Here is a 25,251-nt window from a genome sequence, read left to right on the forward strand (position 1 = left end):
GCGTTGGCGGGTGTCGACGTCGATGACCATCCAGCCGGCGATGAGGTCCTTGGTCTCGGCGAAGGGGCCGTCGGTGACGGGTGGGCGGTCTTCGCCGTCGTAGCGGACCCAGGTGCCTTCGGGGGCGAGGGCCTGGCCGTCGACGAACTCGCCGGTCTTCTCCAGTCGGGCGGCGAAGTCGTGCATGTACTGGATGTGGTCGGTGATCTCCTGGGGTGTCCACTGGTCCATGGGTACGTCGTTCACCGCTGCCGGTGCGCCGCGGTAGTGCTTGAGCAGCAGGTACTTGGCCATGGTGGCTCTCCTTGGTGCCGGTGCGACCCATTGTGGCCGCCTTCACCACGGGGACGGAGCCGGCCGCGGCTTCTCGACATCACCGCCCGGAATTCTTCGCAGTTCTCACGGGCGGGCCTGTCCGGTGCCGGGCCGCCATGCGGCGGAGCCCCGGGGGACAGCGGAACAGGCCGCCGGCCGCCGCGCTGCCCGTAGCGGCTCCGACCGGGTCGCCCAGGATGTAAGCGACCGGTCGTCTCAACCGGTGCGACCGGTCCCGCTGCCGGTCCAGAAGCTACCACGGCTAAATGCGAGATTTAAAGTCAGATTCCCCCGTACCGGTCGGTCAGCGCACCGTGACCGAGTGGCTCAGGTCGATCCACTCACCATTGCCCGCGGTGCGCAGGCGCCCTGCGAGGCCGGCGTCGTCGAAGGCCTGCTCGATGTCGGAGCGGGTCTCGCTGAAGTGCGCCCATCCGTCGCAGTGGGCGGCCACGACCACCGGCGACCCCAGCACCGAGGCGGCGGCACCGGCCCGCTGCGCGGTGAGCGTCAGAGGGCGGCCGCGCATCTTCGACGGAACGCGCGCCGCGCCCACGAACAGGACGGCCACATCCACCGGCGGCATACGGCGGGCGATCTCCGCCACCACCGCGAGCGACGCGTTGTCACCGCTGACGTAGACGGTGGGAAGCCCTTCCCCCGTCAGGACGAAGCCGGTGACCTCGCAGTTCACATGTCCCTGCTCGTCGCGCTCACCGTCGTCGGGCCCGTGCTGGGCGGGCACCGCGTGGACGGTGACGGTGCCCCCCGAGGGGCGGGGAAGCGTCACGCTCTCCCAGGCCGGCAGCCCCCGGGCCGGGGCGCCCAGACGCCGCGCGGCCGCGGGGCCGGTCAGTACGAGCGGCGATCCGAGGGCGAAGGCGCGGCCCCGGGTGTCCAGGTTGTCGGGGTGCAGGTCATGGCTGACGAGGACGGCGTCCACCGGTCCGAGGGCGTCCTCGCCGACGGCGGGGCCCGCGGTCTTCGTGAGGTATCCGTGCTCGCCCGGACCGTCGAACGTGGGGTCCGCCACCAGGCGCAGCCCGCCGATGTCGATCACCGTGGTGGGGCCCCCGAGGACGCTGACCGCACCGGGGCGCCGGGCGGGACTGACCCGATCGTTCATGACGTACCTTTCCTGCCGGGTGTGTGGCGGAGGGCCTGTCGCAGGCCCCCCTGCGATCACATCACACGGATCGACCGGGGCCCTTGCCGGAGGCCGGCCGGCTGGAGCAGGAGGGTGGCGCCACGCCCCGCACCCTCCGGGGCCGGGCGCGGCCCGGGCGCGCCACGGCTCACACCACCGGGGGCCTGCCCAGGGCGGTCATTCGCGCGACGGTGCGCCACCGCATGGGGCGCCGCGCGCCGCACGGCGTGCGAACCCCTTCCAGGAAGCCGCCCCACCAGGCCCGAAGCCCCTCCGGCGAGGGCCGCTTGAGTACCGTGAGCACCGCCCACACCCCCAGGTATGCGGGCACCAATGGGGCGGGCAGACGCCGCTTGGCCAGCCACACGCGGTTCCGCGCCACCATCCGGTAGAACACCGCATGCCGCGTCGGCGACGTCCACGGGTGCTGCAGCACCAGCTCCGGCGCGTACCGGATCCGCCAGCCCGCGTCCAGCGCCCGCCACGCCAGGTCGGTCTCCTCGTGGGCGTAGAAGAAGGCGTCCGGCCAGCCGCCGATCTCCTCCAGCATCCGCATCGACAACCCGTGCCCGCCGCCGAGGAACGTCGTCACCAGCCCACCGCGCATCGGGCCCGACGCACCCAGCCGCGGCACGTGCCGGCGCTGGGTCCGCCCGAGTTCGTCCGCGATCCGGAACGACACGATGCCCAGCCGCTCGTCCCGGCGGTACAGCTCGGCCATCCGCCGGAAGACGTCGGTCGCGATCAGCAGCCCGTCGTCGTCGAGGTCGACCACCACGTCGACGTCCCCGTACTGGCGCAGCCGCTGCAAGGCGACGTTGCGACCCCCCGCCACCCCCAGGTTCTCCGGCAGTTCCACCCGGGTCACCCCCTCCGGCAGCGGCGGCAGCGGCGACCCGTTGCCCACCACGACGACCCGGGCCGCCGGCGGGTCCTGTGCGGCGACCGAGGCGAGCAGCGCATCGAGCTCGGCGGGCCGGTCGCCCATGGTCAGGACGGCGACCCCGACGCGCAGGTGGCCCACAGGTGAACTCCGTTCGTCCGGCAGTGGTGTCCGCGATGCTAACCGGCACGGGCGTCCACGGCCGCGACCCCGCTGCTCCCGGGAGAGCCGCGCCCGACGGGACTTCACCGTGACGGCACGGGCGATGTCACGGCAGCCGGCAGCGGCCGTGTGAAGCCGGAGATCAGCCTGCGCGGCGGCGCTTGCGCTCGGGCCGGTACGGGTGGGGGAGTCCGTCGAGGCCGCCCACGGCGGCGCGGATGTGCGCCGGTCCACCCGGAAGGCCGTTGCCCGCGCACCACCAGGAGAGCCGGCCGTCCGCCTCACGCGCATGCATGCCGAATTTGTGCTCGCCGCACACCGGCCACGCCTGCCACAGGCATTCGGCGACGGTCTCCTGGGCGGCGTCGGTGACGGCCTCCAAGGCGAGGGCGGGATCGTACGCCGAGTCCGGGTCCATGAAGTTGCCGTGCCATTCGCCGTTGGCCAGGGCGACGCAGACGTACTCGTCCTCGTCCTCGTCGTAGGAGGGAACCCCCTGCAGGCGCAGAGGCTTTCGGTCCGGCAGGGTCGCCGCGAGGTCCCGGTTGACGAGGGCGAGCGCCTCGTCCCACAGCGGGTACTTGCCGGGTGGGACCCTATGGGGCTCGGGTGGATCGAAGAAGCCGTTCACGGAGTTCATTCTGCACACGGTGGACGGACGGATCGGACGCGGTTCACCTCACTCGGACCGCGCGTGATCTTCAAGAGTTGATGGCGGATCAAGCTACTTGCCCGTATTTACGTTCAATGTTCTACTTGTTTGACCGAGCAAGCTTTGCGGGTGTGGGGACGCCCCTTGCTCGGATCATGGGGACGCGGCCTCGCGGTGATGAGCCATCGCGAGGCCGCACATGGTCTGCCCGCCGCCGATCCGTCCGTGCGGCCGAGTCCCCCCCGCTACTTGCCCGGTGAGCCGGGGTCGCGCAGGGCCGAGAACGCGGCGCGCAGTTCCCGGGTGAAGATGTCGGGGACCTCCCAGGCCGCGAAGTGCCCGCCGCGAGGAGCCTTGTTGTAGTAGATGAGGTCGTGGTAGGCGTTCTCCGCCCAGCTCAGCGGCGCCTGGTAGATCTCGCCGGGGAACACCGTGATGGCCGCCGGGATGGACACCGACACGGCGTTGAAGTTGTTGGCGTTGTTCTCCCAGTACAGGCGCGAGGAGGAGACCGCGGTGTTGGTCAGCCAGTAGAGGCTGATGTCGTCGAGGATCTCGTCCTTGGTGAGCACCCGCAGCGGGTCGCCGTCACTGTCCGTCCAGGCGGCGATCTTGTCGTACATCCAGGCGGCCAGCCCGGCGGGGGAGTCCGTCAGCCCGTATCCCTCGGTCTGCGGGCGGGTGACCATCATCGCCGAGTAGCCGGAGCCCGTCTTGTAGAAGGCGTTGAGCTTGTCGTACGCGGCCTTCTCGTCGGCGGACAGTCCGGCCGGGGTCGGGTCGCCGCAGGCGAGCTTCTTGGCGATGTCCGGCGGAACGGTGGCCGGCATGTTGACGTGGATGCCGATCAGCCCGGGGGGCTTCTGCGCCGCCATCTTGTCCGACACCACCGCGCCCCAGTCGCCGCCCTGGGAGACGTAACGCGTGTAGCCGAGGCGCTGCATCAGCACGGCCCACGCCCTGGCGATGCGGCTGGGGTTCCAGCCGGTGGTGGTGGGCCGCTCGGAGAAGCCGTAGCCGGGCATCGAGGGGATGACGAGGTGGAACGCGTCCCGTGCGCGGCCGCCGTGGGCGGTGGGGTTGGTGAGGGGGTCGATGACCTTCAGGAACTCCAGGACCGAGCCCGGCCAGCCGTGGGTCAGGATCATCGGCAGGGCGTCCTTGTGGCGGGACCGGACGTGGATGAAGTGGATGTCGAGCCCGTCGATCCTGGTCTTGTACTGCGGAAGGGAGTTGAGCTTCGCCTCGATCTTCCGCCAGTCGTAGTCCTTCCCCCAGTAGCGGGTCAGCTTCCGCATCGTGGCCAGCTGGACGCCCTGCGACTGGTCGGGGACGGTCTCGCGGTCGGGCCAGCGCGTGGCGTCGACGCGCCGGAGGAGCTCGGCGATGTCCGCCTCCGGGATGTCGACGCGGAAGGGCCGGATGCCCGCGGCGTCCGCCGCCGCCTCCGTCTCCCTCGCCGCCTCCGGGCTCCGGGAAGCCAGGCCGAACGCCCCCGTGGTCGCCGCGGTCATCGCGGCGGCGGAGGAGAGCAGGATCTTTCGCCGAGAAAGCAGACTGGAAAAGTCGGGCATGGCAGATCTCCGGTCGTCCCGATTCCCGGGAGGGAAGTCTCGTTGGCGTGCACGTCCCTCATCGGTGACGGCGGGAATGCGGCACGGAATCGCCAGGACCCGGGAGTGCGGGCGGCAGCCGATCCGATGGGCCGATATGAGGGCATTACGACGAGACGAGACGCTATGTGGCGTTCCAGCGCCCTGCAACTCGGGATCCGGCCCGGTGCCCCGCGCCCCGGACGGCGCCGGACCCTTGCCGTGACGAGGCGTCATTGCCGCCGTTGAGCACACCGCGGGCGCCCGCGACCGCCGGGGGTTCCAGGATCCCGCTCGGCCGCATCGTTGCCCCGGACGTCGTCGCCGGCCTCGGCCCCCGCGGCGCGCGGCGCGGCCCCGGTTAGGCTGGGGCGTGTCCCTCATCGGCCGTGACCAGGAGCTTTCAGCGATCGGGGCCCTCCTCGACCGGCTGCGAGCCGGGGTCGGCGGGCGCGTCGTCGTCACCGGGCCGCCGGGGGCCGGGAAGACCGCGCTGCTGGCCGCCGCGGCGGAGCTGGCCGCCCAGCGCGGCATCCGGGTCGAGTACACCGGCGATCGCGCGCTGTCCGGGCCTCCCGCCACGTCGTACCGGCGGGGCGAGCCCGTTCTTCTTCTGTCCGACGTCGAATCGGCCGTCCTCGACCCCGGCCCCGGCACGGCCGAGGGCACGCCCGGTTCCGTCGCGCCCCCGGGGCCCCGGGCACTGCTGGCCGCCGCGCGCGAGCACACAGGGGACGGCACCGAGCTGAGGCTGGGCGGACTGCCGGGCACGGAGTTCGCCGCGCTCGTGCCCGGCCTGCCGCCGGACGCCGTCCACGCCCTGTGGCTTGTCTCCGGCGGGCTCCCCGGCCCCGCGCTGTCCCTGGCCGAGCGGCTGAAGGGCCTCGGCGGGGACGCGGACCCGGTGGCGCACCTGGCGCTGGCCGCCCCCTCGCGGGCGCAGTTCCTCGAACTCGACCTCGGTCTCGTCCGCGTGCTGGAGGCGGCCGCCGAGCGGCCGCTCGCCCCCGCGGTACGCGCCCGCGTACTGGCACGTCTCGCGCGCGAACTGCTCGCCGACACCACGGCCGCGGCGCGCCGCCGTGACCTGGCGGACACCGCGCTCGGCCTGGCCCGCGCATCCGGCGACCCGGGGACGGTCGCCGAGGTCCTGGACAGCCGGCTGCACGCGCTGTGGGACCCGGCCGCCACCGCCGAACGCCTGGCCACCGCCGAGGAGATCGTCACCCAGGCCCGCCGGGCGGGTGACGCGGCCGCCGAGAGCCGCGGCCTGTTCTGGCGCTTCGTGGCGCACGCCGAGGCCGGTGACCTCGCGTCGGCCGAGGCGGCGCTCGGGGTGTACGCGCGTTCCGCCGAACAGGCCGGGCACACCGACGCCCGCGTGGTGGCACTCGCCCGGCAGGCGATGCTCGCCACCGTCCGCGGGCGGTTCGACGAGGCGGAGGGACTGGCCGACGAGGTGCTCGCCGCCGGCCACAAGGCGGGGGTGCGCGACACCGAGCGGCTGGTCGGCTCGGTACGCCACCAGGTGGCCGTCGTACGCGGCCGCACCGAAGCGCCCGTCGAACCCTGGCAGCGGATGGCCCGCAGGCTGCCCGGCCACTTCTTCGAGGCCACGGCGGCCCGGGCGATGCTGGAGGCGGGCCGCGACGTCGAAGCCGGTCTGGAGCTGGAACGGCTGCTGCCCGCGGTCCTCTCCGGCACCGGCCCGCGCTGGACCGGCGCGCTGGCCGACCTGGCGGCCGTCGCCGCACGCACCGGGAGCCCGGCGGCCGCCGCCGCCCTGTACGAGGCGCTGCAGCCCTACCGGGGGCGGCTGGTGGTGTGGGGCGGAGCCAACACGATCACCGGTCCCGTCGACGACTACCTGGGCCGCCTGGCGGCGCGCCTCGACAGGCCCGGGGCAGCCGTCGGCCATCTGGACGCCGCCGAGAAGCTGTCCCGCCGGCTCGGCGCCCTTCCCTGGCTCGCGCTGACCCTGGCGGCACGGGCGGAGGTCCTGACCCGGCGCGACGGTACCGGGGACCGGGAGCGGGCGGCGCAGGACGCCATGGAGTCCCGGTCGATCGCCGAGCGCCTGGGCATGGACGGGCTGCTCCGCGCCCTGCAGCCGCCCGCCCCCTCCGGCGCCGTGTGGCACTGGGTGCTCGACGGGCGCGACTGGCGGCTCCGGGCCGACGGCGAGTCGGCCCGGGTACCCGACGGGCGAGGCCCCCGCCACCTGCGTGCGCTGCTGGCGGCGCCCGGCCGGGAGATCCCCGCCCTCGACCTGGTGGCGGGCGGTTCCGGGCTGGCGGCCCCGCCGGCCGATCCGCTGCTGGACGACACGGCCCGCTCCGCCTACCGCCGACGGCTCGCCGCACTCGACGAACGACTCGACGCGGCCGACCGGGCCGGGGACGTGGACGCCGCCGCGGCCGTACAGGCCGAGCGCGGAGCACTCCTCGCCGAGCTGCGGCGCTCCGCCGGCCTCGGCGGCCGACCCCGAACCCACGGCAACGAGGCGGAACGCGCCCGGGTCGGCGCCACGCGGGCCCTGTGGGGGACCGTCCGGCGTATCGAGGCGGCCGCCCCGCTCGCCGGTGCCCACCTGAGGGCGTCCCTGCGCACGGGCCGCCTCATGCGGTACCAGCCGGCACCCGGCGGCCCCGGGCGCTGGCAGGTGTGACGCCCGTCACGAACGGATCGTTCCCTGCGGCGTTACGCCTCCCGGTGTGTACGGCACGCACCACAGGAAGGACACACCACATGAGCGACGGCGGAGCACCCTCGACATACGCGGGTCTGCGGGCGGAACGCCACGGCGAGCCGGACGGACGGCCACCGCTCGTCCTGCTCCACGGACTGAGCTACGACCGTCACCGATGGGGTCCCCTGCTGCGCGAGCTCAAGGCCGTCGACCCGGCGCGGGAGGTCCTGGCCGTCGACCTGCCCGGACACGGGCAGTCGCCGCCGCTGGACCACCACGGGCTCGACGACGTCGCCGCCGCGGTGCACCGGGCCGTCACCGAAGCGGGTCTGAACCCGCCGGTCGTGGTGGGGCACTCCATCGGCGGAGCCATCGCCACGGCGTACGCCGCGGCCCACCCGGTGCGCGGCGTCGTCAACATCGACCAGCCGCTGCGCGTCGGCGGCTTCGCCGACATGCTGCAGCGCAACGGCGACGTGCTGCGCGGCCCCGGGTACGGCACCATCTGGGACGGCCTGCTCGGCCGCATGGGCATCGACGGCCTGCCGCCCGAGGCCCGCGCCCTCGCCCGGCCCGACGCGGTCCCCGCGAGGGAACTGCTCCTGACCTACTGGGGCGAGCTGCTGACCGCCCCGCCCGCGGCGCTGGACGAGCGGAACGCCTGCCGGCTGGAGCGCATCGCGTCCCAGGGCACCCCGTACCACTACGTCACCGGCGCCGAGCCGGATGCGGAGTACCGCGCCTGGCTCTCCCGCGTCCTGCCCGACGTCACGATCACCGTCCTGCCCGGCAGCGGCCACTTCCCGCACCTCGCCCACCCCGCGGAGGTCGCCAGCCTCCTGAAGTGAGGCGGCGGGGGAGCCGGAGGCGGGCAAGCGGGTGGCGGTGAACCCGCCCGCGCCGCGCCGGAGTTCCGGCCGCGGGCGCGGGCGGAACCCGGGCGTCCCCACCCGCCACCCGCCCCACCCGCCGCCGGTCCCGGTCAGCGGGCGAGACCGCCGTCGGCCATCAGCGTCTGCCCGGTCATGAAGGCGGAGTCGTCGCTGCTGAGGAAGGCGATGGTGCCGGTCAGGTCCTCCGGCAGGCCGTTGCGCTTGATGGCCTGGGCCTGCGCGGCCGCGGCGAGACCTTCGGGGGTGTGGTTGCCCTGGAGGACGCCCGGGGTGATGGTCAGGGCCGGGCCGGCGGCGTTGACGGTGATGCCGAACGGCGCGAGGTCGTTGGCCAGGCCGCGGCTGAAGCCGATGATCCCCATCTTGCTCGCCATGTAGTGCGAGATGCCGGGGACGTTGCTGACGATCGAGTCGGAGGTCAGGTTGACGATGCGGCCCCAGCCGCCCTTCTTCATGGCCGGCAGCACCGCCTTCACCATGAGGAACTGCGAGTCGAGGTTGACCGTGAGGACGCGCCGCCAGGTGTCGTAGTCCACGTCCTCGATGTCGCCGATGGGGAAGATGCCGGCGTTGTTGACCAGGATGTCCGTCCGGCCGAAGCGCCGGGCGGCCTCCTCGCCCACGGCCGCGGTCTGCTCCGGGCTGGACACGTCGGCCGTGAGGCCGAGCACCGGGTGGCCCTCGGCGGAGAGCAGGGCGACGGTCTCGTCGGGGGCGGTGAGGTCGACCGCTACGACGGTCGCGCCGCGCGCGCCGAGGTCGACCGCGATGGCCCGGCCGATGCCGCGTGCGGCGCCGGTGACGACGGCCACGCGGCCCGTGTGCGTCTGCGGAACTGTCATGTCGGTATTCTTTGCTGTGAGTTGGTGCGGTCCCGTGCCCGATCGGGGATTGCCCGGGACCCGGGACCTCTGTCCCTCCGGGCTCCGGGCCGGAGGAGTCGTCACGCCGCGCGGCCGGCCTTCATGGTCCTGGCGACGTCGGCGATGCGCCGGCCATGGAAGGCGGCGGCGGCGCGGGCGGTGCCGTCGACGGGGAGATCCCCGTCCACCCCGGTCACATGGGAGGCGCCGTAGGGGTTGCCGTCGGCGTACTTCACGGGGTCGGTGAAGCCGGGGGGCACGATGAACCCGCCGAAGTGGTAGATGGAGTTGTAGAGCGCGAGCAGGGTCGACTCCTGTCCGCCGTGCAGCTGCGAGGTGGACGTGAAGCCGCTGTAGACCTTGTCCGCGAGCAGGCCCCGGGCCCACAGGCCGCCGAGGGTGTCCAGAAACTGCTTGAGCTGGCTGGCGACGTTGCCGAAGCGGGTGGGGGTGCCGAAGACCACGGCGTCGGCCCATTCGAGGTCGCCCGGTGCGGCCACCGGTATGTGCTCGGTCGCCGCGGCGTGGTCGGCCCACGGCTTGACGCCCGCGATCACCTCCCGGGGCGCGAGTTCGGCGACGCGCAGGAGCCGTACCTCGGCACCCGCCTCGGCCGCACCGGCGGCGACGGTCTCCGCGAGACGGTGGATGGTGCCGGTCGAGGAGTAATAGACGACGGCGACGTTGGGCGTGTGGGGCATGTGGGGTCCATTTCGGTGCGGAACGCCTGAGGGCGCGGGGCTTGGCGACGTGCCCTTCGTGGGGCCCGGAGGCATTACCGAGAGCTGCGTGCGCAAGCAATGAAACGCCGGATCCGGACGTCCGTGTATCGGGAATGCGACCTACCGCCCGGGTCGTAGGGGCCGGTCGGCCCGGCCGTGCCGGGGCGTGCCGCCGGCCTACGGCGCGGGGACCGGGCGCCCGAGGAGGCGGACCTGCGACCTACCACCCGGGCCGTACGCGCCCGTCGCCGTCCCGGTGCCGGTAGTGCCCGGGACCTGCGCCGTGGGGACGGGGCACACACCCGGCACCGCGGCACCGCGGCAACGGGTCGGGACGGGCCGTTGCGTACCCTTGCGGCATGCGCATGCGCCCCACTTTGAGCTGGACCCCCACCGAGGACCTGCCGCCGGGCACCACGGACCTGGGGCCCGTCGCCCACGCGCTGGGTGGCGGCGGCGTGCTGGTGCTCACCGGGGCGGGCATCTCCACGGAGTCGGGCATCCCCGACTACCGGGGCGAGGGCGGGAGCCTGAGCCGGCACACCCCGATGACCTACCAGGACTTCGTCGGCAGTGCCCAGGCCCGGCGGCGGTACTGGGCGCGCAGCCACCTCGGGTGGCGCACCTTCGGCCGCGCCCGCCCCAACACCGGGCACCAGGCGGTGGCCGCGTTCGGGCGGCACGGCCTGCTCTCAGGAGTGATCACCCAGAACGTCGACGGCCTGCACCAGGCCGCCGGCAGCGAAGGCGTCGTCGAGCTCCACGGAAGCCTCGCCCGGGTCGTCTGCCTCTCCTGCGGTGACCTCAGCCCGCGCGGCGAACTCGCCCGGCGGCTGGAGGAGGCCAACGCGGGCTTCGAGCCGGTGGCCGCGGGGATCAACCCGGACGGCGACGCCGATCTCACCGACGAACAGGTCGGCGACTTCCACGTCGTGCCCTGCACGGTCTGCGGCGGCGTCCTCAAACCGGACGTGGTGTTCTTCGGCGAATCCGTACCGCCCCGGCGGGTCGAGCACTGCCGCGAGTTGGTCCGTGAGGCGGCCGCGCTGCTGGTCCTGGGCTCCTCGCTGACGGTGATGTCCGGACTGCGGTTCGTCCGTCAGGCCGCCGAGGCGGGCAAGCCGGTGCTGATCGTCAACCGGGACGCGACCCGCGGCGACCGCCACGCCCTCACCCGGGTCGCGCTGCCGCTGGGAAGCGCCCTCTCCGCCGTGGCGGAACGGCTGGACGTCCCCGTCGGCGGACCGCTCGACGGCCGGGAAGCGGCTCCGGCGAGCCTGTGACGGCGGCCGGTCCGTCCGCGGTGGACGTACCACCGCGGACGGACCGGCCTCCTTGTCGCGGGTCCTGGCAACGGCCGCGCCTCAGCGCAGGCCGAACGCCCGGATCACGGTCTGCTGCACCGAGTTGCCCGCCGAGTCCTTCGCGCTCGCCCGCAGCGAGACGAAGGACGCCTTGCCCGGGGCGTCCAGGCGGAACCGCCCGTCGCTTCCGCAGGCGGCCTTGCGCCAGGTCCGGCCGTCGTCGTACGACAGCTCCAGGCCGACCGCGCCGATCTTGCCGGCGAGGCTGGCACGCGACAGGTGCGCGGCGGTGACGGAAAGGCTGTCGTGCCGCCCGGCACGCCCCGCCGCGTCGGTGCCGATCCGGTAGTCGAGCTGCACCAGGGGCAGCACCACGGTGACGCCGTCGGTCGGCTTCGCCGATGTGAAGTCCCACTCGGTGAGCGTGCGGGAGGAGTACGGGGTGTACGGCACGTCGCGCTCACCGGTGACCACCAGCTTGTACGGCAGCTTGCGGGCGCTGGGGGCCTCGCCCACGACGGTCGTGAAGTGCCCCTGGCCCAGCTGCTTGGTGCCCTGGTAGAGCGTCTGCTGCTGGGTTCCGGCCGGATCCTGGTTCCACCCGACGTGGTCCCGGCTGCCCCAGGCCGGGATGTCGATGTACAGCTGGTCGCCGTTGCGCGTGGGCGGAAGGTTGTTGAAGAAGGTGTCGTTCAGGAAGGGGCGCTGGATCGGCTTGAACCACTCCTCGGACTGCCTGCTGCCGGCCCGGTAGGCGGTCCTGGCTCCCTGCTCGAAGCCCACGGACTCGACGAACGCCTGCTGGTGCCAGCCGACGCCGGTGGTGGACACCCAGTCGGTGCGCTTCCCGTTCGAGGGTTCGGGCATGATGTTGCCGGAGGTCCAGTCCACGCCGTCGAACCATTCGAAGCGGAACTCGCTGCCGGGGGCGCCCTGCTTCGGGTTCGCGAAGTCGACGTCGATCCGGGCCAGGTTCTCGGCGTCGCCCTTGACCGTCATCTTCGACGGGATCTCGTTGTGCCAGGCGTGCGCGAGGTCGTAGACGTACGGGCTCGCGGTCTCGGAGTCCACGGTGATCTTGGCAGCGCCACCCTTGACCTGCCGGATGAGTTCCTCGCCCTCTTCAGTGCCGAGGAGGCCGACGTCGAGTGCGACGGGTCCCTGGCCCAGCGCCGTGTAGGAGCGCATCGGGCGGCCGTACCCGTTCTCGACCACCAGCATGAGCTTCGCACCCGCGGCCACGGCGTTGGCCGCCTGCTCCATGTCGCCGACTTCGTCGTTGTGGCGGACCACCACGGCCTTGCCGCGGGCGTCGAGGTGGGCGTAGTCCGCACTCGACCCCTGCCCGGCGAAGACCACCGGCAGCTTGTAAGTGCCCCTGGCCAGCGGGGTGATGCCCTCCTGGCGCAGTATGCCGGTGAACTCGGTCGAGCCGGTGGACACCGCAAGTGCCGGCTTCTCGTTGCGCCAGCGGGCGGTCAGCTGGAAGTCGCCGTGGGTCACCTTGCGGGTGGTCGGCTGGGCCCAGAGGCTGTCGTAGTACAGGCTGTCGGCGGCCAGACCCGACCGGACGCCGTTCAAGGTGCGGTTGTAGCCCAGCTTCTGGAAGGTCGCCTCGCTCTGCTGCGGGGTGGTCATCCGGATGCGCTGTGCCTTGGACGCGTCGAAGCTGACGGTGACGTCGCGGTCCAGGAACACATCGGGGTCGCCGAGCAGGGCCAGGCCCCGGGAGTGCGGACCGTGGACGCCCTGGATCTCCTGGAAGGACAGCGCCGAGTAGACGTTCTCGGGGAGGAAGAACTCCCGGGTGCCGGAGGCGTCGACGTTGAACTCGAACGACTCTCCGGTGCTGACCGTGAGCAACTGGACCACACCGGAGGTGGGGTTGCCCTCGGCGTCCTTGAAGGTGAGTGTCAGCTTGTGCATCACCGCGGTGCCGACGGAGACGGCGGTGTGCGCGGCGACCGTGCCGGCCGCGTCTTCGGCCAGCACCTGGCCCGAGTAGTGGTTCTCGGTCGTACCTGCGGAGCCGTCGATCGTCACCGTGACGGCGGCGGTGCCGTGTGCGGGGACGACGACGCGGGAGGACGACAGCCGGAACATTCCGGCCGGGGCGTGTGGCGCGTCGACGGAAAGCGTGAGGGAGACCGGAGTCCCGGTGGTGTTGGTGTAGGTCACCGGTCGCTGGAGGACGCCGCCCTTGTTCTGCGCCATGTAGGCGGTCGCCGTCGCGAAGACGCCGGCCCGTGCTGCCGCGGCGACGTCCAGCCGGCCGCTTCCGGCCTGGAAGGCGTCGTACGCCGGGGTCTGCCGGGAGCTGCTGGCCAGCAGGTCCTTCAACTGGCCGCCGGTGAGCTCCGGGTGGGCCGCGGCGAGCAGGGCGGCGGCGCCCGCGACGTGAGGGGTGGCCATGGAGGTGCCGCTCATCGACTGGTAGGCGCCCTGGCCGTTGCCGGTGAACTGGGAGTTGGCCGCCAGGATGTTCACTCCGGGGGCCGTGATCTCCGGCTTCAGCGCGCCGTCGATGCGGGGGCCCTGGCTGGAGAACGGGGCGAGCGAGTCGGTGGAGTCGACCGCGCCCACGGTCAGCGCGGAGTCGGCCGCTCCCGGTGCGCCGATGCTGCCCGGCGTGCCCGTGTTGCCCGCGGCGATCACGAACAGCGCTCCGGTCCGGGCGCTCAGGTTGTCGACGGCCAGGCTCATCGGGTCGGTTCCGTCGGACACCTCGCCGGTGCCGAGGCTCATGTTGATGATCTTGGCCTGCTGTTCGACCGCCGCCCACTCCATGCCCTCGAGGGCCCAGGAGGTCTGCCCGCTGCCGGAGTCGTCCAGCACCTTGCCTATACGCAGCCGGGCGCCGGGGGCGACGCCCTTCTCCTTGCCGTCGGAGGCCGCACCGGTGCCGGCGATGATCGACGCGACATGGGTGCCGTGCCCGGCCCCGTCGTCGGTGGTCTCGTACGGTACGAAGCTCTGGCGGCTCGCGATGCGGTCCGCGAGGTCCGCGTGACCCGCGTCGACGCCGGTGTCGAGGACGGCGACGTCCACGCCCTGCCCGGTGTCGCCGCCCTGCCAGACCTGCGGCGCGCCGATCTGCTCGGTGCTGTCGGCGAGGTCGGCGTGGATGGGGGCGTCGAGCCAGATGTGCGAGATCCCGGCACCGAAGGACGGCTTGGCGTCCTGCGTGCGGGCGCCGTCGTCGGTCGCCGCCCCGGCCACGGACTTCCAGAAGTCGTCCGCGCGCGAGCGGTCCGCGCTCAGGGCGGCGCCCTGGATGCTGTCGAGGTTCCGCACCCGGGTCGCGCCCTCGGGCACGGCGGACGCGCGACGCGCGGCACCGGCCTGCGTGTAGGACACGATGAGCGGCAGCCGGTCGCGGTGCGCGTCGTCGTAACCGTCCGCGATCAGGTCCGTGATGTTGAACAGTTTCCGGTCCAGGGTGCCCTGGGCCAGGAAGGGCAGGACGGACTCGGGGTAGACGTAGAGGTCGTCGTTCGATGTCAGGATGCGCGTCCGCGCCGGCAGTCCGTCCGCGCCACGGACGGTGACGGTGCCGCCGGACGGGCCTTCACCGCGCGCGACCTGACTGGTCGTCACAACGTCACCGGTGATCAGTGTGACGGTGTGGGTTCCGGCGGGCACACGGTCCGCGGCGGACGAGTGCGGGGGAGCCGGAGTTCCGGCAGGGGCGGCGGCCTGAGCCGTGATGGGGCTCGTGAGTGCGAGGACGGAAGCCCCGGCGATGACCGGCACGCTCCAGCGTCTTTGATGTCTCTTCAAGGTGTCCCCGGGTAGGGTCCGGGCGGAGGGCGATCACCTCCGCCGTACAAGGGCGCCAACCGCGGCGGGTTGGAAGCACCTGGGCTGGGTGATCATATGCACGTATGAATTCGATGTGAAGAGTGGCGCTTCGTCATTGTGAACCATGTGGCAACGATGTGAGTGCCCCCCGGGGCCCAGCCCGCGGCGGAGGCCGTGGACCCGCCATGGGCCGGACACGACCGCGGCGCACGACCGCCGTGCAGCAACGACCACACCAGTGCGGCAGGTTGGCGCCGCACTTCGATGGCCTCCGCGGTACAGACCGGAGTGCCGTCGACCGGTGAGGGCTGCCAGGTTGCCGACGGTGTGATCCACATGACACTGTTCGCGCGCGGGCGGCGAAGGCCCTGACCCTTGCGCCCTCCCCGTGAAACGGGAAGCGCCTTCCGGCGCAGCCGGAATGGGACGCCGGCGGCCGTCCGGGCTACGACCGGATGGCCTCGGGGCACGAGTCGGCCGTCTGCGTCCTCGACCAGCCGTCGCCCACCGCGTGGACGGTGCGTGCCGGGGATCCCGGCTTGGTGGCGGGCGGCTGCGCGGAGGAGCCGCCCGTGCCGCCGACGGCGGCCATCGAGGACAGCGCGGCGAGCGTCACGTCCGCATTCGACACCGTGCACGCCAGCTGCTGCATCGCCGGTTGGCTGAGTGGGGTGACGTCCTTCGGGAGCAGGACGTAGACGGCACTGTCGGAATTCGACTTCACCTGCGGCCCGACCTTCAGAAAGGGCAGCTCCGTGGTGACGGTCGCTCTCTCGGCGACGGTCGGTCCGGCGAACAGCATGCGGACGGCGTCCTCGACGCTCGCGGGGGCGGTCGTCTTGCGCGCGTGCACCGTCAGCTTGCCGTCCTGCAGGAAGTAGAGGGAGACGAGGACGAGGTTCGCGGTCCGCGGGGCGGGGGAGGACATGCCGGTCGCCGCTTCGCCGGCCTCGATGACGCCGGACGGCGGGACCCCGCAGGCCGTCAGCGTGAGCGCGGCCGCGAGGCCGGTCGTGAGCGCCGCCAGGCGCGTACGCTTCACCGGGCACCCGCGCCGGCGTCGTCCTCGGCAGGCTCGCCGTCGGCCGCGGAGTCGCGGTGCAGGGGGAGCTCGACCGTGAACGCCGCACCGCCCCAGGGCAGGTTGGCGGCAGTGACCCTGCCACCGTGCAGGTGCACGTTCTCCGCCGTGATGGCCAGGCCCAGCCCGCTGCTCGCGCTCCTGGCCCGTGTGCTGTTCGCCTTGTAGAAGCGTTCGAAGATGTGCGGCATGGCTTCCTCGGCGATCCCCGGTCCGTTGTCGGTTACTTCGATGACGGCCCACGCCGCGTCCGCGGGGTCCTCCCGCACGCTCATGGCCAGCCGCACCGGCGGCTCCCCGTGCCGCAGCGCGTTGCCCACCAGGTTGGCGAGCACCACGTCGAGCCGTCGCGGATCCACTCGGGCCCGCAGCACGCCGGGCGGGGGCAGATGGGTCTCGACCCGGCCCTGCCACCCCCGGGCGGCGAGGGTGTGCTGGGCGAAGTCGGCCAGGTCGATCTCGTCCACGTTGAGTTCGGCCGCGCCCGCGTCGAAGCGCGAGATCTCCATCAGGTCGTTCACCAGCACGCTCAGCCGGCTGGTCCCCTCGCTGATCAGCCGCAGCGCCTCGCCGGTCTCCCGGTCCAGGCGCAGCGCGTTCTCGTCCAGCACGTCGGTGACCGCCGACATCGCCGCCAGCGGAGTCCGCAGCTCATGGGAGACGTCCGCGACGAAGCGGCGCGCCTGCGCCTCCATGCGGCGCAGTTCCGCGACCGACCGCTCCAGCTCGGCCGCGGTGTGGTTGAAGGACTGCGAGAGGTCGGCCAGTTCGTCCGTTCCGTTGACGGCCAGCCGCACGTCGAGGTGCCCCTCGGCCATCCGGCGCGTCGCCCCGCGCAACGCCCGTACGGGACGGAGCACACCGCTCGCGGCGAGCAGCGCCAGGACGACGGCGAGGCCCAGTGCCACCAGGGTGGCGTGCTCGATGGCGCTGACCATCGCCTTGACGTAGGCCTGTTCGGTGTCCTGCGGCACGACCAGGTACATCACGAGCCCGGAGAGCCTGGACTCCGAGCCGTCCCCGCTGGTGTAGGTGACCGGCATGCCGACGACGAGCCAGGGACGCCCGTTGTCGTCCACCCGCTGGAACACCGCGGCACGTTTGGTCGCGACGGAGCGGCGCAGCTCCGGCGTGATCTTGTCGAAGTCGGCGCTCGGCGCGTAGGCGCGGAGGTCGCCGTAGGTGGCCAGTACCCGCCACCCCTGGGCCTGGCTGGCGCGCTGCACGTGGTTCACCGCCACCTCCAGGTCCGACTGGTCCGGGTGCAGGGGGGTGTAGACGGCCAGGTCGTTGACACCGGCCCGGAACTGCCGGATGACGTTGTCCTGGCTCTGCTGCAGCACCCCTGTCCGCGCCTCCCGGAAGGTGACGGCTCCGGTGCTGAGGGCGCCGGCCATGGTCACCAGGACGAAGGCCACGACCAGGCGGGAGCGCAGGCCCCGGAGCGGGAGCGGGACCTTCGTCAGGGCCGCCCGGTGGAACCGCGTCCACCTCGGCCCCCGAGCGTCGGCGTCCGTCGCGGCGGCCTGCTGGTCCCGGACGGCCCTGTGCGCCCGTGCGGATTCCCGGCGGCTCACGCGGAACCGAAGCGGTAACCGAAGCCGCGTACGGTCTGGATGTACCGGGGGGCGCCGCCCAGTTCACCGAGCTTGCCGCGCAGCCGCTTCACGCAGGCGTCCACGAGCCGTATGTCGCCGTAGTAGCTGTGCTCCCAGACCGCTTCCAGCAGTTGCTGGCGGCTGAAGACCTGTCCGGGCGAGGCCGACAGGGTCAGCAGCAGCCGGAGTTCGGAGGGGGCGAGGGCGACGGGTTCACCGCGGTGCGTCACCACGAGCCCGGCGCGGTCGACGACCAGTTCCCCGTGCGACTCCGCCCTGGGCCGGAGGGTGTCGGAGACCGACGCGTCCAGCCGGCGCAGTACGGCGCGTATGCGCGCGTCGAGCACGCGGGCCTGCACCGGCTTGACCACGTAGTCGTCCGCCCCCGCCTCGAGGCCCACGACCACGTCGATGTCGTCGCCCTTGGCGGTGACCATGATGATCGGCACCTGGTCGCGGTCCCGTATGCGACGGCACACGTCGAGGCCGGACATCCCCGGGAGCATCAGGTCGAGCACGACGACGTCCGGGCGGAAGGGGCGGAGCTGTTCCAGTCCGTCCTCACCCGTTCCGGCGGCGAGGACGTCGTGCCCCTGGTGCCGTAGCCCCAACTGGACGGCCTTACGGACATCTGGGTCGTCTTCGACAATCAGGACTCGTGGCACTTCGCCAGTGTAAGCAGATCGCGATCGGCAGCCGTCCCGGGAAAGGGCAGCTCGCGGGAGCTGTTACAGAAGGGTCATACCCGCGATGCGAGGCGGCTTTCCCGATCGGCGGCGAGCATCCGAAGGGGTGCTCGTTATCGTTTCGTGATGGTTCGAGCTCATGGCGATCATCTCGGATGACCAGGTTGAGCTGCCATGGATTCATCCCACCGCGCCGGACGCCACCGCCCCTCCCGTCGCCGGCGCCGTCGGCGCCGCCGGGCCAGGGGCTATCTGGTCGCCACGCTGGTGGTCGGCGGACTGCTCGGCTCCGCCGCGTTCTTCCTGGGCGACGGGCGCGGCGACGCCCCGAGCGGTGCGCGGCAGCCGCGCGGCGTGGTGAACGTCACCCCCACGCCCTCGCGTACTCCCACACCCACGCCGACGCCCACTCCGCCCCCGAAGCCGAAGCCGAAGCCGACCCCCACCGAGATCGACGTCCCCGCGAAGGGCAGCGGCACGTTCGTCACCGCGCGGGCCGGCGGGGAGAAGGTCGGGCACGGACCGCGGCCGCTCCGCTACGTGGTGAGGGTCGAGACCGGCCTCGACGTCTCGCCGGCCCAGGCGGCCGACGAGATAGCCGACATACTCGCCGCCCCCCGCGGCTGGACCCACAACCAGGCCTACGCGTTCCAGTTGGTCGGCGCCGGACAGCCCAGCGACCTCACCGTGAGCATCGCGACACCGGGAACGGCCGACGCCCTGTGCTGGGCGGGCATCCGGCAGGACACCCACGGCGAGTACAACTGCGAGGTCCCGGGCGGGGTCGTGGTCAATCTCAAGCGCTGGGTCGAGGGCTCGCCCACGTTCAAGGGGCCGATACACGACTACCGGGCGCTGATCATCAACCACGAGATGGGGCACTTCCTGAAGTACACGCACACGACGTGCGCGGGCCCCGGGCAACTGGCCCCCGTGATGATGCAGCAGATCAAGGGCCTGCACGGGTGCGTCTCCAACGCCTGGCCCTACGACGGCAACGGCCGATTCGTCACCGGGCCGCACGTGCCGTGACCCCCGGGACCTCTGGTCGTGGTGGGGCGGCTGTGACGTGAACGTGAAGGGCCCGCTGATACACGGTTGATGCCTGGCCGAGCGGCGACGGATGCCCGGCGCGGATCCGCCTCGCGCATCATGGAGAGCCCGTACCTGCGTCCGATGGGAAAAGATGTCGGTTTCCATGAACGAGGGGGCGGCCGGCCCGCCGCCCGTGGCGGTCCTGCTCGTCGAGGACGACGAGGTGATCCGCCGGTCGGTCACCATGGCGCTGGAACGCTACGGCTACCGCGTCACCTCGGCCGCCGACGGTCTGACCGGCCTCGAACTGTTCCGGGAGGGCCACCACGACCTGCTGCTGCTGGACGTGATGCTGCCCGGTCTGGACGGGATCGGGCTGTGCCGCAGGGTCCGGGAGACCAGCATGGATCCGGTCCTGATGATGTCCGCGCGGGGCGACGCCCTGGACGTGGTCTCCGGCCTGGAGGCGGGCGCCGACGACTACGTGGTCAAACCCGTGGACACCGCGGTGCTCGTGGCCCGGATCCGCTCCCTGCTGCGGCGGGCGACCTTCACCCCCGCCCCTGCCCCGGCCCCGGTGGGCCCGGCGGCCCGCACGGAACCGACGGAGCTGCCGCAGGACCCCGGACGGCTCGTCTTCGGCGACCTGGAGATCGACACCGCGGGACTCGAGGTCTCCCGGGCCGGCGCACCGGTCGCGCTCGCCCCCACCGAACTGCGGCTGCTCCTGGAGTTCGCCGCGAACCCCGGTGTCGTGCTGGACCGGAACACCCTGCTGCGCAACGTGTGGGACTACGGCTGGGACGGCGACAGCCGCGTGGTCGACCTGTGCGTGCAGCGGCTGCGGAAGAAGGTCGGCGCCGAACGCATCGAGACCGTCCGCGGTTTCGGCTACAAGTTGCGGCGCTGAGGTGGACACCGTGCGCGACCTGCTCAACTGGCGTTCGCTGCGCTGGAAGACCGCGCTGCTCGTCGCCGTGGCCTGCTGTGCGATCGCGATGACCGTCGGGGTGCTGGTCCACCGCAGCACGCTGGCGCGGTCGATGAACGACGGCGGCGCGAAGGCCACGGCGGAGCTGGAGCGGGCCTTGGCGGACGCCCGGCGCGACGGCGGGTTCCCCCAAGGGCTGGAGACCTCGCCCGCGGCGATGCCCGCCGAACTGCTCGACCGGCTGCACCACGGGCCGGGGCCGGGCACCGGCCACGCCACCTGGTACGACGGCGACGGCCCCGGCGACCACCCGCGGATGTGGGCGGCCCGGACGGACGGGGACAGGCCGGTGGCGATCGCGATCGACATGACGTCCGACCTGCTCACCCGGCGTGCCCTGGACCGGCACATGTGGAAGTACTCCGTGCTCGCGCTGGGCGTCGTGCTGCCGCTGACGGCGCTCGCGGCCGAGCTGCCCCATCGCAGGCTGCGGCGCGTGGCGCGGACCGCGCGCCGCATCGCGGCCGGTGACCTGGCGGCGCGGACCGCCGACGGCCGGGGCGGCCGCGGCGGCGACGAGATCACCGAGATCTCCGCCACGGTGGACTCCATGGCCGACAGCCTGCTCGGGCGCCTGGCGGCCGAGCAGCGCTTCACCGCCGACGTCGCCCACGAACTGCGCACCCCGCTGATGGGCCTGGTCACCGCGAGCGGGCTGCTGCCCGAGGGGGAGGCCACCGACCTCGTCCGCGACCGGGTGGGGGTGCTGCGGATCCTGGTGGAGGACCTGCTGGAGATCTCCCGGCTGGACGCGGGCGCCGAACGGGCCGAACTCAGACCGGTCCCGCTGGCCGAGGTCGTCGAGGAGTCGCTGACCCGTACCGGAATGCCGGCGCGGTTCACCCCGGACGGCGCCGCGTCCGCCAGGACCGACCCGCGCCGGGTCGACCGCATCGTGGCCAACCTCGTCCTCAACGCCCACCGGCACGGCGGCGCCCCCGTCGAGGTCGCGGTGACGGGCACCACCGTGACCGTACGGGACCACGGTCCGGGCTTCCCGCGCGAGCTGCTCGCGGACGGGCCCCAGCGGTTCCGCACCGGGGCGTCGGAGCGCGGGCGGGGCCACGGCCTCGGGCTGACCATCGCGCTCGGCCAGGCCCGGGTGATCGGCGCGGCGCTGTCCTTCGCCAACGCCCCCGACGGCGGGGCCGTCGCCACGCTCCGGCTGCCCGTGGCCGACTGAGCCACCGCGGGGCAGGGGTGCGACGGCGTTGCTACACGGCGGCGTTGATACGCGAACGGCGTTGATACACGACGGATGACCGGCCGAGCGCGGGCGGAGACACGGTCACGGCCGGGCCGACATCAGCGGGCCCCACGGTGGGCGGTGTGCGTGAGAGCCACGCCGTGAACCCCGTGGAGGTGCGCCGTCCATGCGCCCAGTCCCCGAATTCCGCGATCCTGACACGGAGCCTGTCCGGCAGCCGGTGATCGTCGGACCGTGGAATCCGCCGAGCGGTGCACGTCGTCCCCGGCGCGTGCCGGTCGCGGCCGGTGCCGCCGCGCTGCTCACCCTGATCGTCCTGGGCGCGCTGGTCGTCATCACGAGCCGGGGCGGTGACGGAGAAGGCGTGTCCGGGAGCGGCGGCCACCACGACGAGCGGTCGGAGCTCCGCCCCCCGGTGTCGCTGCCCTGGCCGGGGGAGGGGCAGGCCAGCGTGCTGGTCGAGGGGCTCGGTGACGGTGGTGACCTCGGGAACCGGGGCGCGCAGAACCCGGTGCCGATCGCCAGCGTCACCAAGGTGATGACCGCGTACGTGATCCTGCGCGACCACCCGCTGCGCGTCGGCGCGTCCGGTCCCCGTATCGCCGTCGACCAGCAGGCCTCGGACGAGTCCGTGTCCGGCGTGGAGTCCAGCGTGCCGCTGAGGCTGGGGCAGCGGCTGGGCGAACGGCGGCTGCTGGAACTGATGCTGATCCCCTCCGGCAACAACGTGGCGCGACTGCTCGCCCGTTGGGACGCGGGGACGCAGGAGGCGTTCGTCGCCAAGATGAACCGGGCCGCCGAAGACCTCGGCATGGACCGGACCACCTACACCGGGGCCAGCGGCATCGAGCCCACGACCACCAGCACCTCCGGCGACCAGCTCAAGCTGGCCCGGGAGGTCATGCGCGACCCGGTGTTCAGGGCCGTCGTCGCCCAGCCCAGCACCACCGTGCCCGGTGTGCCCGGCACCGTCCTCAACACCAACACCCTGCTCGGCACCTCCGGGGTGATCGGGCTCAAGACCGGCTCCAGCACCCCCGCCGGCGGCGCCCTGATGTGGGCGGCCAACGCACCCGACCGCCGCGGACACGGCCATCTCGCCCTCGGCGTCGTCCTCCACCAGCGCCCCGGCACGAGCCCCCAGGAGGGCCTCAACGCCGCCCTGGGAGCCGGCCACACCCTGGTGGAGGGCGTACGCCGGTGGGTGGCCGGCCGGCACCGGAGCCGCGTCGGCGGCCGCCGATCTGTCCGGGGACCGGTGAGCCGGCCGTGACCACTCTCCTGCGCACTCCCGGCGCTCCGCCGGAACCCGCTCGCGAACCACGGCCCGGCAGGTGCCCCGGCATCTGGCGACGTGGACGCCTCCCCGCGGCCCTGGCGGCGGCGGCCGCACTGGTGATGCTCGGCCACGCCCGCATCCCGGACGGGGCCGGCCATCTCGGCAGCCTCGTCGAGACCTTCCTGCCCTGGACCGGCCTGGCCGTCCCGCTCCTGATGCTGTGCGCGCTGCTGCGGCGCTCGGCGACCGCAGCCGTCGCCGTACTGCTGCCCGCCGTCGTCTGGTGCTCGCTCTTCGGCGGCACGCTGGCCGACAAACGGGCGTCCGGCGGGGAGCTGACCGTGGTGACGCACAACGCCAACGAGGAGAACCCGGACCCGGCGCGCACCGCCCGTGCCCTGGCGGCCTCCGGCGCCGACCTGGTGGCCATCGAGGAGCTGGGCGACAACGCACCGGCGTACAGCGCCGCTCTGCGCGCCGGCCACCCCTACCACACGGTGCGGGGCACGGTCGGCCTGTGGAGCCGCTACCCGCTCGCCGACGCCCGGACGGTCGACATCGCGCCGTGGCCGCGCGCCCTGCGCGCCACCGTCCGCACCCCCAAGGGGCCCGTCGCCGTCTATGTCGCCCACCTGCTGTCCGTCCGGTTCACCCCGCTGTACGGCTTCGGCACGAGCGGGCGGGACACCGCCGCGCGCGCCCTGGCCGCCGCCCTGCGCGCCGAACCGCTGCCCCGCACCCTGCTCATGGGCGACTTCAACGGCACCACGGACGACGGGGCCCTGTCCGCGGTCACCTCGCAACTGCGGTCGGCCCAGGCCGAGTCGGGCGCCGGCTTCGGTCTGAGCTGGCCGGCGTCCTTTCCCGTGGCCCGGATCGACCACATCCTGGTGCGCGGCATGGAACCCCGGTCGGCCTGGACCCTCCCGTCCACCGGCAGCGACCATCTGCCGGTCGCGGCATCGGTCCGGCTGTAGGGGCCAGGAAGACCGGGTGGCGGACGCGTGGCGTGACGGAGGCCTGCCGCTGCGTGAACCGATACGGCGGTGAACCGGACCGCGCGCCGAGCGGCCGCGGCACTCGCAGGGCGCTGTGCTCGGCGATTCGACCGGAGTCGGATGCCTGAGTTCGGGTAGAGGGATATGTGAAATGTTCGAAATGGACGGAGATGGTCCGTATGTCCCGGACGCAACCCGGTATCGAGCAGCACCCCGATCTGCTGGAACTCCGCGCCGACTACGAGCGCGCGAGCACCACCAACCGGAGTCAGGCCGTGGAGGCCATGGCTCTGCTCACCGGCACCTATCTGGCCGCCTCACCGTGGATCGTGGGCTTCAACGCGCTGTTCGGTTTCAACGCGCTGTCGACGATCGCCGTGAACAACCTCATCGCCGGCATCGCGTACGCCCTGCTGATGGGAGGCGTGGGACGCGGCTTCGAGCGGGCCCACTCTAGGGCCTGGGCGGCGGCGGTCATCGCGCTGTGGACGATCATTTCGCCGTGGTGCATCGCGGGAAACGTCAGCACCACGCGCACCATCACCAACAATGTCATCGTCGGTGTGATCGGACTGATTCTGGCTCTCGCGGCGGCGTCGCTCCGTCCGGACAGCGCGCTGCGCAAGCGTCGGGGTTCTCCGGAGCCGGCAGGAGGTCTGCCCAGGACGTAGCGGGACACGGGGGGCTCGGCCGGCGACGCCTCTCGCCCGCGTGACCCGGCGCCTCCCGGCGTCGAAGAGCCCGGCGCACCGCACGGTGCGCCGGGCTCGGTCGGCTCACGTCAGGGCGTGGGCCCGAGCGCGCAGGCCACGACCACGGTCACGGTGTTGGGGGCCACTCCGGCCGGCACCGCGTTCACCGTCCACCCGGTGGACGGGTTCGCGAACGGGACGCTGGTCACGATCGTGGCCCTGGTGACCTGGAATCCGCCGCCGATGGCCAACTCGCCCGCGGGGCAGGACAGCGTGTGGTCGGCGCCGTCCGCCGTGAACGTGGCGACCAGGGTGTGGGCCCCGGAGAGCCCGCCCCCGGTACCCGGAGGGCCGGCGGGGCCCTGGGGTCCGGCGGGCCCGGCGGGCCCGGTCTGGCCGGGGGGACCTGCGGGACCGGCCGGTCCCTGCGGTCCCGGAGGGCCGGGGATGCCCGGACGGTTCAGGCAGTAGTTGGGGTAATTGGGGTACGTCGGGTACTGGTAGCACGGGTGCACGGACCGCTGCTGGACGCCCTGCGCGGTCTCGGCCGCCGCCGTGGTGCCGTCTTCCGCGGGCGCGGAGAACGCCGTGCCCGACACGAAGCAGGACGCGAGGGCAGCGCTCGCGGCGATCGTCATCACGCGGACTCGGCCGTAGCGTC

General features: G+C 73.0%; 21 protein-coding genes. 9 read left to right on the top strand and 12 right to left on the bottom strand.

All coding sequences use genetic code 11. The features are described 5' to 3' along the window. The 5 genes from CHF15_RS37390 to CHF15_RS37410 form a co-directional block, all read right to left on the bottom strand. On the bottom strand, nt 1–294 hold a 294-nt coding region (locus tag CHF15_RS37390), incomplete at its 3' end, for a YciI family protein (protein ID WP_089228394.1). A 325-nt stretch (nt 295–619) separates the two neighbouring features. Continuing rightward, entirely contained in the window at nt 620–1,441 is an 822-nt protein-coding gene (locus CHF15_RS37395; RefSeq protein ID WP_089228395.1) for an MBL fold metallo-hydrolase, read from the bottom strand. Nucleotides 1,442–1,610: 169 nt separating this feature from the next. Beyond that, on the bottom strand, nt 1,611–2,486 hold the full coding sequence (locus tag CHF15_RS37400) for a glycosyltransferase family 2 protein (protein ID WP_089228396.1): 876 nt from the start codon (nt 2,484–2,486) through the stop codon (nt 1,611–1,613). A 163-nt stretch (nt 2,487–2,649) separates the two neighbouring features. Continuing rightward, on the bottom strand, nt 2,650–3,147 hold the full coding sequence (locus CHF15_RS37405; RefSeq protein ID WP_089228397.1) for a hypothetical protein: 498 nt from the start codon (nt 3,145–3,147) through the stop codon (nt 2,650–2,652). Between the two features lie 257 nt (nt 3,148–3,404). After that, nucleotides 3,405–4,733 (bottom strand): epoxide hydrolase family protein, encoded by a 1,329-nt coding sequence (locus tag CHF15_RS37410; RefSeq protein WP_089228398.1) that lies wholly within the window; start codon nt 4,731–4,733, stop codon nt 3,405–3,407. A 391-nt stretch (nt 4,734–5,124) separates the two neighbouring features. Here CHF15_RS37410 and CHF15_RS37415 point away from each other — a divergent pair, with 391 nt between their 5' ends. Both CHF15_RS37415 and CHF15_RS37420 read left to right on the top strand, forming a co-directional pair. Further along, nucleotides 5,125–7,419 (top strand): AAA family ATPase, encoded by a 2,295-nt coding sequence (locus CHF15_RS37415; protein WP_179280132.1) that lies wholly within the window; start codon nt 5,125–5,127, stop codon nt 7,417–7,419. Nucleotides 7,420–7,499: 80 nt separating this feature from the next. After that, a complete protein-coding gene (locus CHF15_RS37420) occupies nt 7,500–8,288 on the top strand; it encodes an alpha/beta fold hydrolase (protein WP_089228400.1) in 789 nt (262 codons plus the stop codon). 134 nt (nt 8,289–8,422) lie between these two features. On the opposite strand, the gene CHF15_RS37425 is transcribed toward CHF15_RS37420, so the two are convergent. Together CHF15_RS37425 and wrbA are read right to left on the bottom strand one after the other, a co-directional pair. Next, nucleotides 8,423–9,175: an SDR family NAD(P)-dependent oxidoreductase gene (locus CHF15_RS37425; protein WP_089228401.1), complete on the bottom strand. Its 753-nt coding sequence runs from the start codon at nt 9,173–9,175 to the stop codon at nt 8,423–8,425. 101 nt (nt 9,176–9,276) lie between these two features. Continuing rightward, on the bottom strand, nt 9,277–9,897 hold the full coding sequence (gene wrbA / locus CHF15_RS37430) for an NAD(P)H:quinone oxidoreductase (RefSeq protein WP_089228402.1): 621 nt from the start codon (nt 9,895–9,897) through the stop codon (nt 9,277–9,279). Nucleotides 9,898–10,277: 380 nt separating this feature from the next. Between wrbA and CHF15_RS37435 the strand changes: the two genes are divergently transcribed. Further along, nucleotides 10,278–11,201 carry an NAD-dependent protein deacetylase gene (locus tag CHF15_RS37435; protein ID WP_089228403.1) on the top strand — a complete coding sequence of 308 codons (924 nt, stop codon included), beginning with the start codon at nt 10,278–10,280 and terminating at the stop codon, nt 11,199–11,201. Between the two features lie 81 nt (nt 11,202–11,282). Here the strand turns inward: CHF15_RS37435 and CHF15_RS37440 are convergent, their stop codons facing one another. From CHF15_RS37440 to CHF15_RS37455, 4 genes are all read right to left on the bottom strand, one after another. Continuing rightward, a complete protein-coding gene (locus tag CHF15_RS37440) occupies nt 11,283–14,819 on the bottom strand; it encodes a S8 family serine peptidase (protein ID WP_322975717.1) in 3,537 nt (1,178 codons plus the stop codon). 649 nt (nt 14,820–15,468) lie between these two features. Beyond that, a complete protein-coding gene (locus CHF15_RS37445; RefSeq protein ID WP_089228405.1) occupies nt 15,469–16,065 on the bottom strand; it encodes a hypothetical protein in 597 nt (198 codons plus the stop codon). Beyond that, nucleotides 16,062–17,681 carry a sensor histidine kinase gene (locus tag CHF15_RS37450; protein WP_089228406.1) on the bottom strand — a complete coding sequence of 540 codons (1,620 nt, stop codon included), beginning with the start codon at nt 17,679–17,681 and terminating at the stop codon, nt 16,062–16,064. The genes CHF15_RS37445 and CHF15_RS37450 overlap by 4 nt, the downstream gene beginning before the upstream one ends. After that, complete coding sequence (locus tag CHF15_RS37455; RefSeq protein WP_089228407.1) at nt 17,678–18,367, bottom strand: response regulator transcription factor; 690 nt, start codon at nt 18,365–18,367, stop codon at nt 17,678–17,680. The genes CHF15_RS37450 and CHF15_RS37455 overlap by 4 nt, the downstream gene beginning before the upstream one ends. A gap of 195 nt (nt 18,368–18,562) precedes the next feature. On the opposite strand from CHF15_RS37455, the gene CHF15_RS37460 reads away from it, so the two are divergent. The 6 genes from CHF15_RS37460 (at nt 18,563) to CHF15_RS37485 (ending at nt 24,569) form a co-directional block, all read left to right on the top strand. After that, on the top strand, nt 18,563–19,420 hold the full coding sequence (locus CHF15_RS37460) for a DUF3152 domain-containing protein (RefSeq protein ID WP_089228408.1): 858 nt from the start codon (nt 18,563–18,565) through the stop codon (nt 19,418–19,420). Between the two features lie 166 nt (nt 19,421–19,586). Further along, entirely contained in the window at nt 19,587–20,333 is a 747-nt protein-coding gene (gene cseB / locus CHF15_RS37465) for a two-component system response regulator CseB (RefSeq protein ID WP_179280133.1), read from the top strand. Between the two features lies 1 nt (nt 20,334). Continuing rightward, a complete protein-coding gene (locus tag CHF15_RS37470; RefSeq protein WP_089228410.1) occupies nt 20,335–21,597 on the top strand; it encodes a sensor histidine kinase in 1,263 nt (420 codons plus the stop codon). Nucleotides 21,598–21,787: 190 nt separating this feature from the next. Then, nucleotides 21,788–22,894, top strand: a complete 1,107-nt coding sequence (locus CHF15_RS37475; RefSeq protein WP_089228411.1) for a D-alanyl-D-alanine carboxypeptidase family protein — start codon at nt 21,788–21,790, stop codon at nt 22,892–22,894. Between the two features lie 125 nt (nt 22,895–23,019). Next, a complete protein-coding gene (locus CHF15_RS37480; protein ID WP_089228412.1) occupies nt 23,020–23,877 on the top strand; it encodes an endonuclease/exonuclease/phosphatase family protein in 858 nt (285 codons plus the stop codon). Nucleotides 23,878–24,077: 200 nt separating this feature from the next. Continuing rightward, on the top strand, nt 24,078–24,569 hold the full coding sequence (locus CHF15_RS37485) for an SPW repeat protein (protein WP_179280134.1): 492 nt from the start codon (nt 24,078–24,080) through the stop codon (nt 24,567–24,569). 110 nt (nt 24,570–24,679) lie between these two features. Here the strand turns inward: CHF15_RS37485 and CHF15_RS37490 are convergent, their stop codons facing one another. Continuing rightward, nucleotides 24,680–25,228, bottom strand: coding sequence for a hypothetical protein (locus tag CHF15_RS37490; RefSeq protein WP_089228413.1), 549 nt, complete (start codon nt 25,226–25,228; stop codon nt 24,680–24,682). Nucleotides 25,229–25,251 lie beyond the last annotated feature (23 nt).

Source organism: Actinacidiphila glaucinigra, assembly GCF_900188405.1.
Classification (GTDB): Bacteria; Actinomycetota; Actinomycetes; order Streptomycetales; family Streptomycetaceae; genus Actinacidiphila; species Actinacidiphila glaucinigra.

Excerpts from the sequence above, each read along its gene's own strand:
- CHF15_RS37395 (WP_089228395.1), bottom strand. The coding sequence starts at position 1,441 with ATGAACGATCGGGTCAGTCCCGCCCGGCGCCCCGGTGCGGTCAGCGTC.
- CHF15_RS37405 (WP_089228397.1), bottom strand. The coding sequence starts at position 3,147 with ATGAACTCCGTGAACGGCTTCTTCGATCCACCCGAGCCCCATAGGGTC.
- CHF15_RS37410 (WP_089228398.1), bottom strand. The coding sequence starts at position 4,733 with ATGCCCGACTTTTCCAGTCTGCTTTCTCGGCGAAAGATCCTGCTCTCC.
- CHF15_RS37420 (WP_089228400.1), top strand. The coding sequence starts at position 7,500 with ATGAGCGACGGCGGAGCACCCTCGACATACGCGGGTCTGCGGGCGGAA.
- CHF15_RS37425 (WP_089228401.1), bottom strand. The coding sequence starts at position 9,175 with ATGACAGTTCCGCAGACGCACACGGGCCGCGTGGCCGTCGTCACCGGC.
- wrbA (WP_089228402.1), bottom strand. The coding sequence starts at position 9,897 with ATGCCCCACACGCCCAACGTCGCCGTCGTCTATTACTCCTCGACCGGC.
- CHF15_RS37435 (WP_089228403.1), top strand. The coding sequence starts at position 10,278 with ATGCGCATGCGCCCCACTTTGAGCTGGACCCCCACCGAGGACCTGCCG.
- CHF15_RS37460 (WP_089228408.1), top strand. The coding sequence starts at position 18,563 with ATGGATTCATCCCACCGCGCCGGACGCCACCGCCCCTCCCGTCGCCGG.
- cseB (WP_179280133.1), top strand. The coding sequence starts at position 19,587 with ATGAACGAGGGGGCGGCCGGCCCGCCGCCCGTGGCGGTCCTGCTCGTC.
- CHF15_RS37475 (WP_089228411.1), top strand. The coding sequence starts at position 21,788 with ATGCGCCCAGTCCCCGAATTCCGCGATCCTGACACGGAGCCTGTCCGG.
- CHF15_RS37480 (WP_089228412.1), top strand. The coding sequence starts at position 23,020 with ATGCTCGGCCACGCCCGCATCCCGGACGGGGCCGGCCATCTCGGCAGC.
- CHF15_RS37485 (WP_179280134.1), top strand. The coding sequence starts at position 24,078 with ATGTCCCGGACGCAACCCGGTATCGAGCAGCACCCCGATCTGCTGGAA.
- CHF15_RS37490 (WP_089228413.1), bottom strand. The coding sequence starts at position 25,228 with ATGACGATCGCCGCGAGCGCTGCCCTCGCGTCCTGCTTCGTGTCGGGC.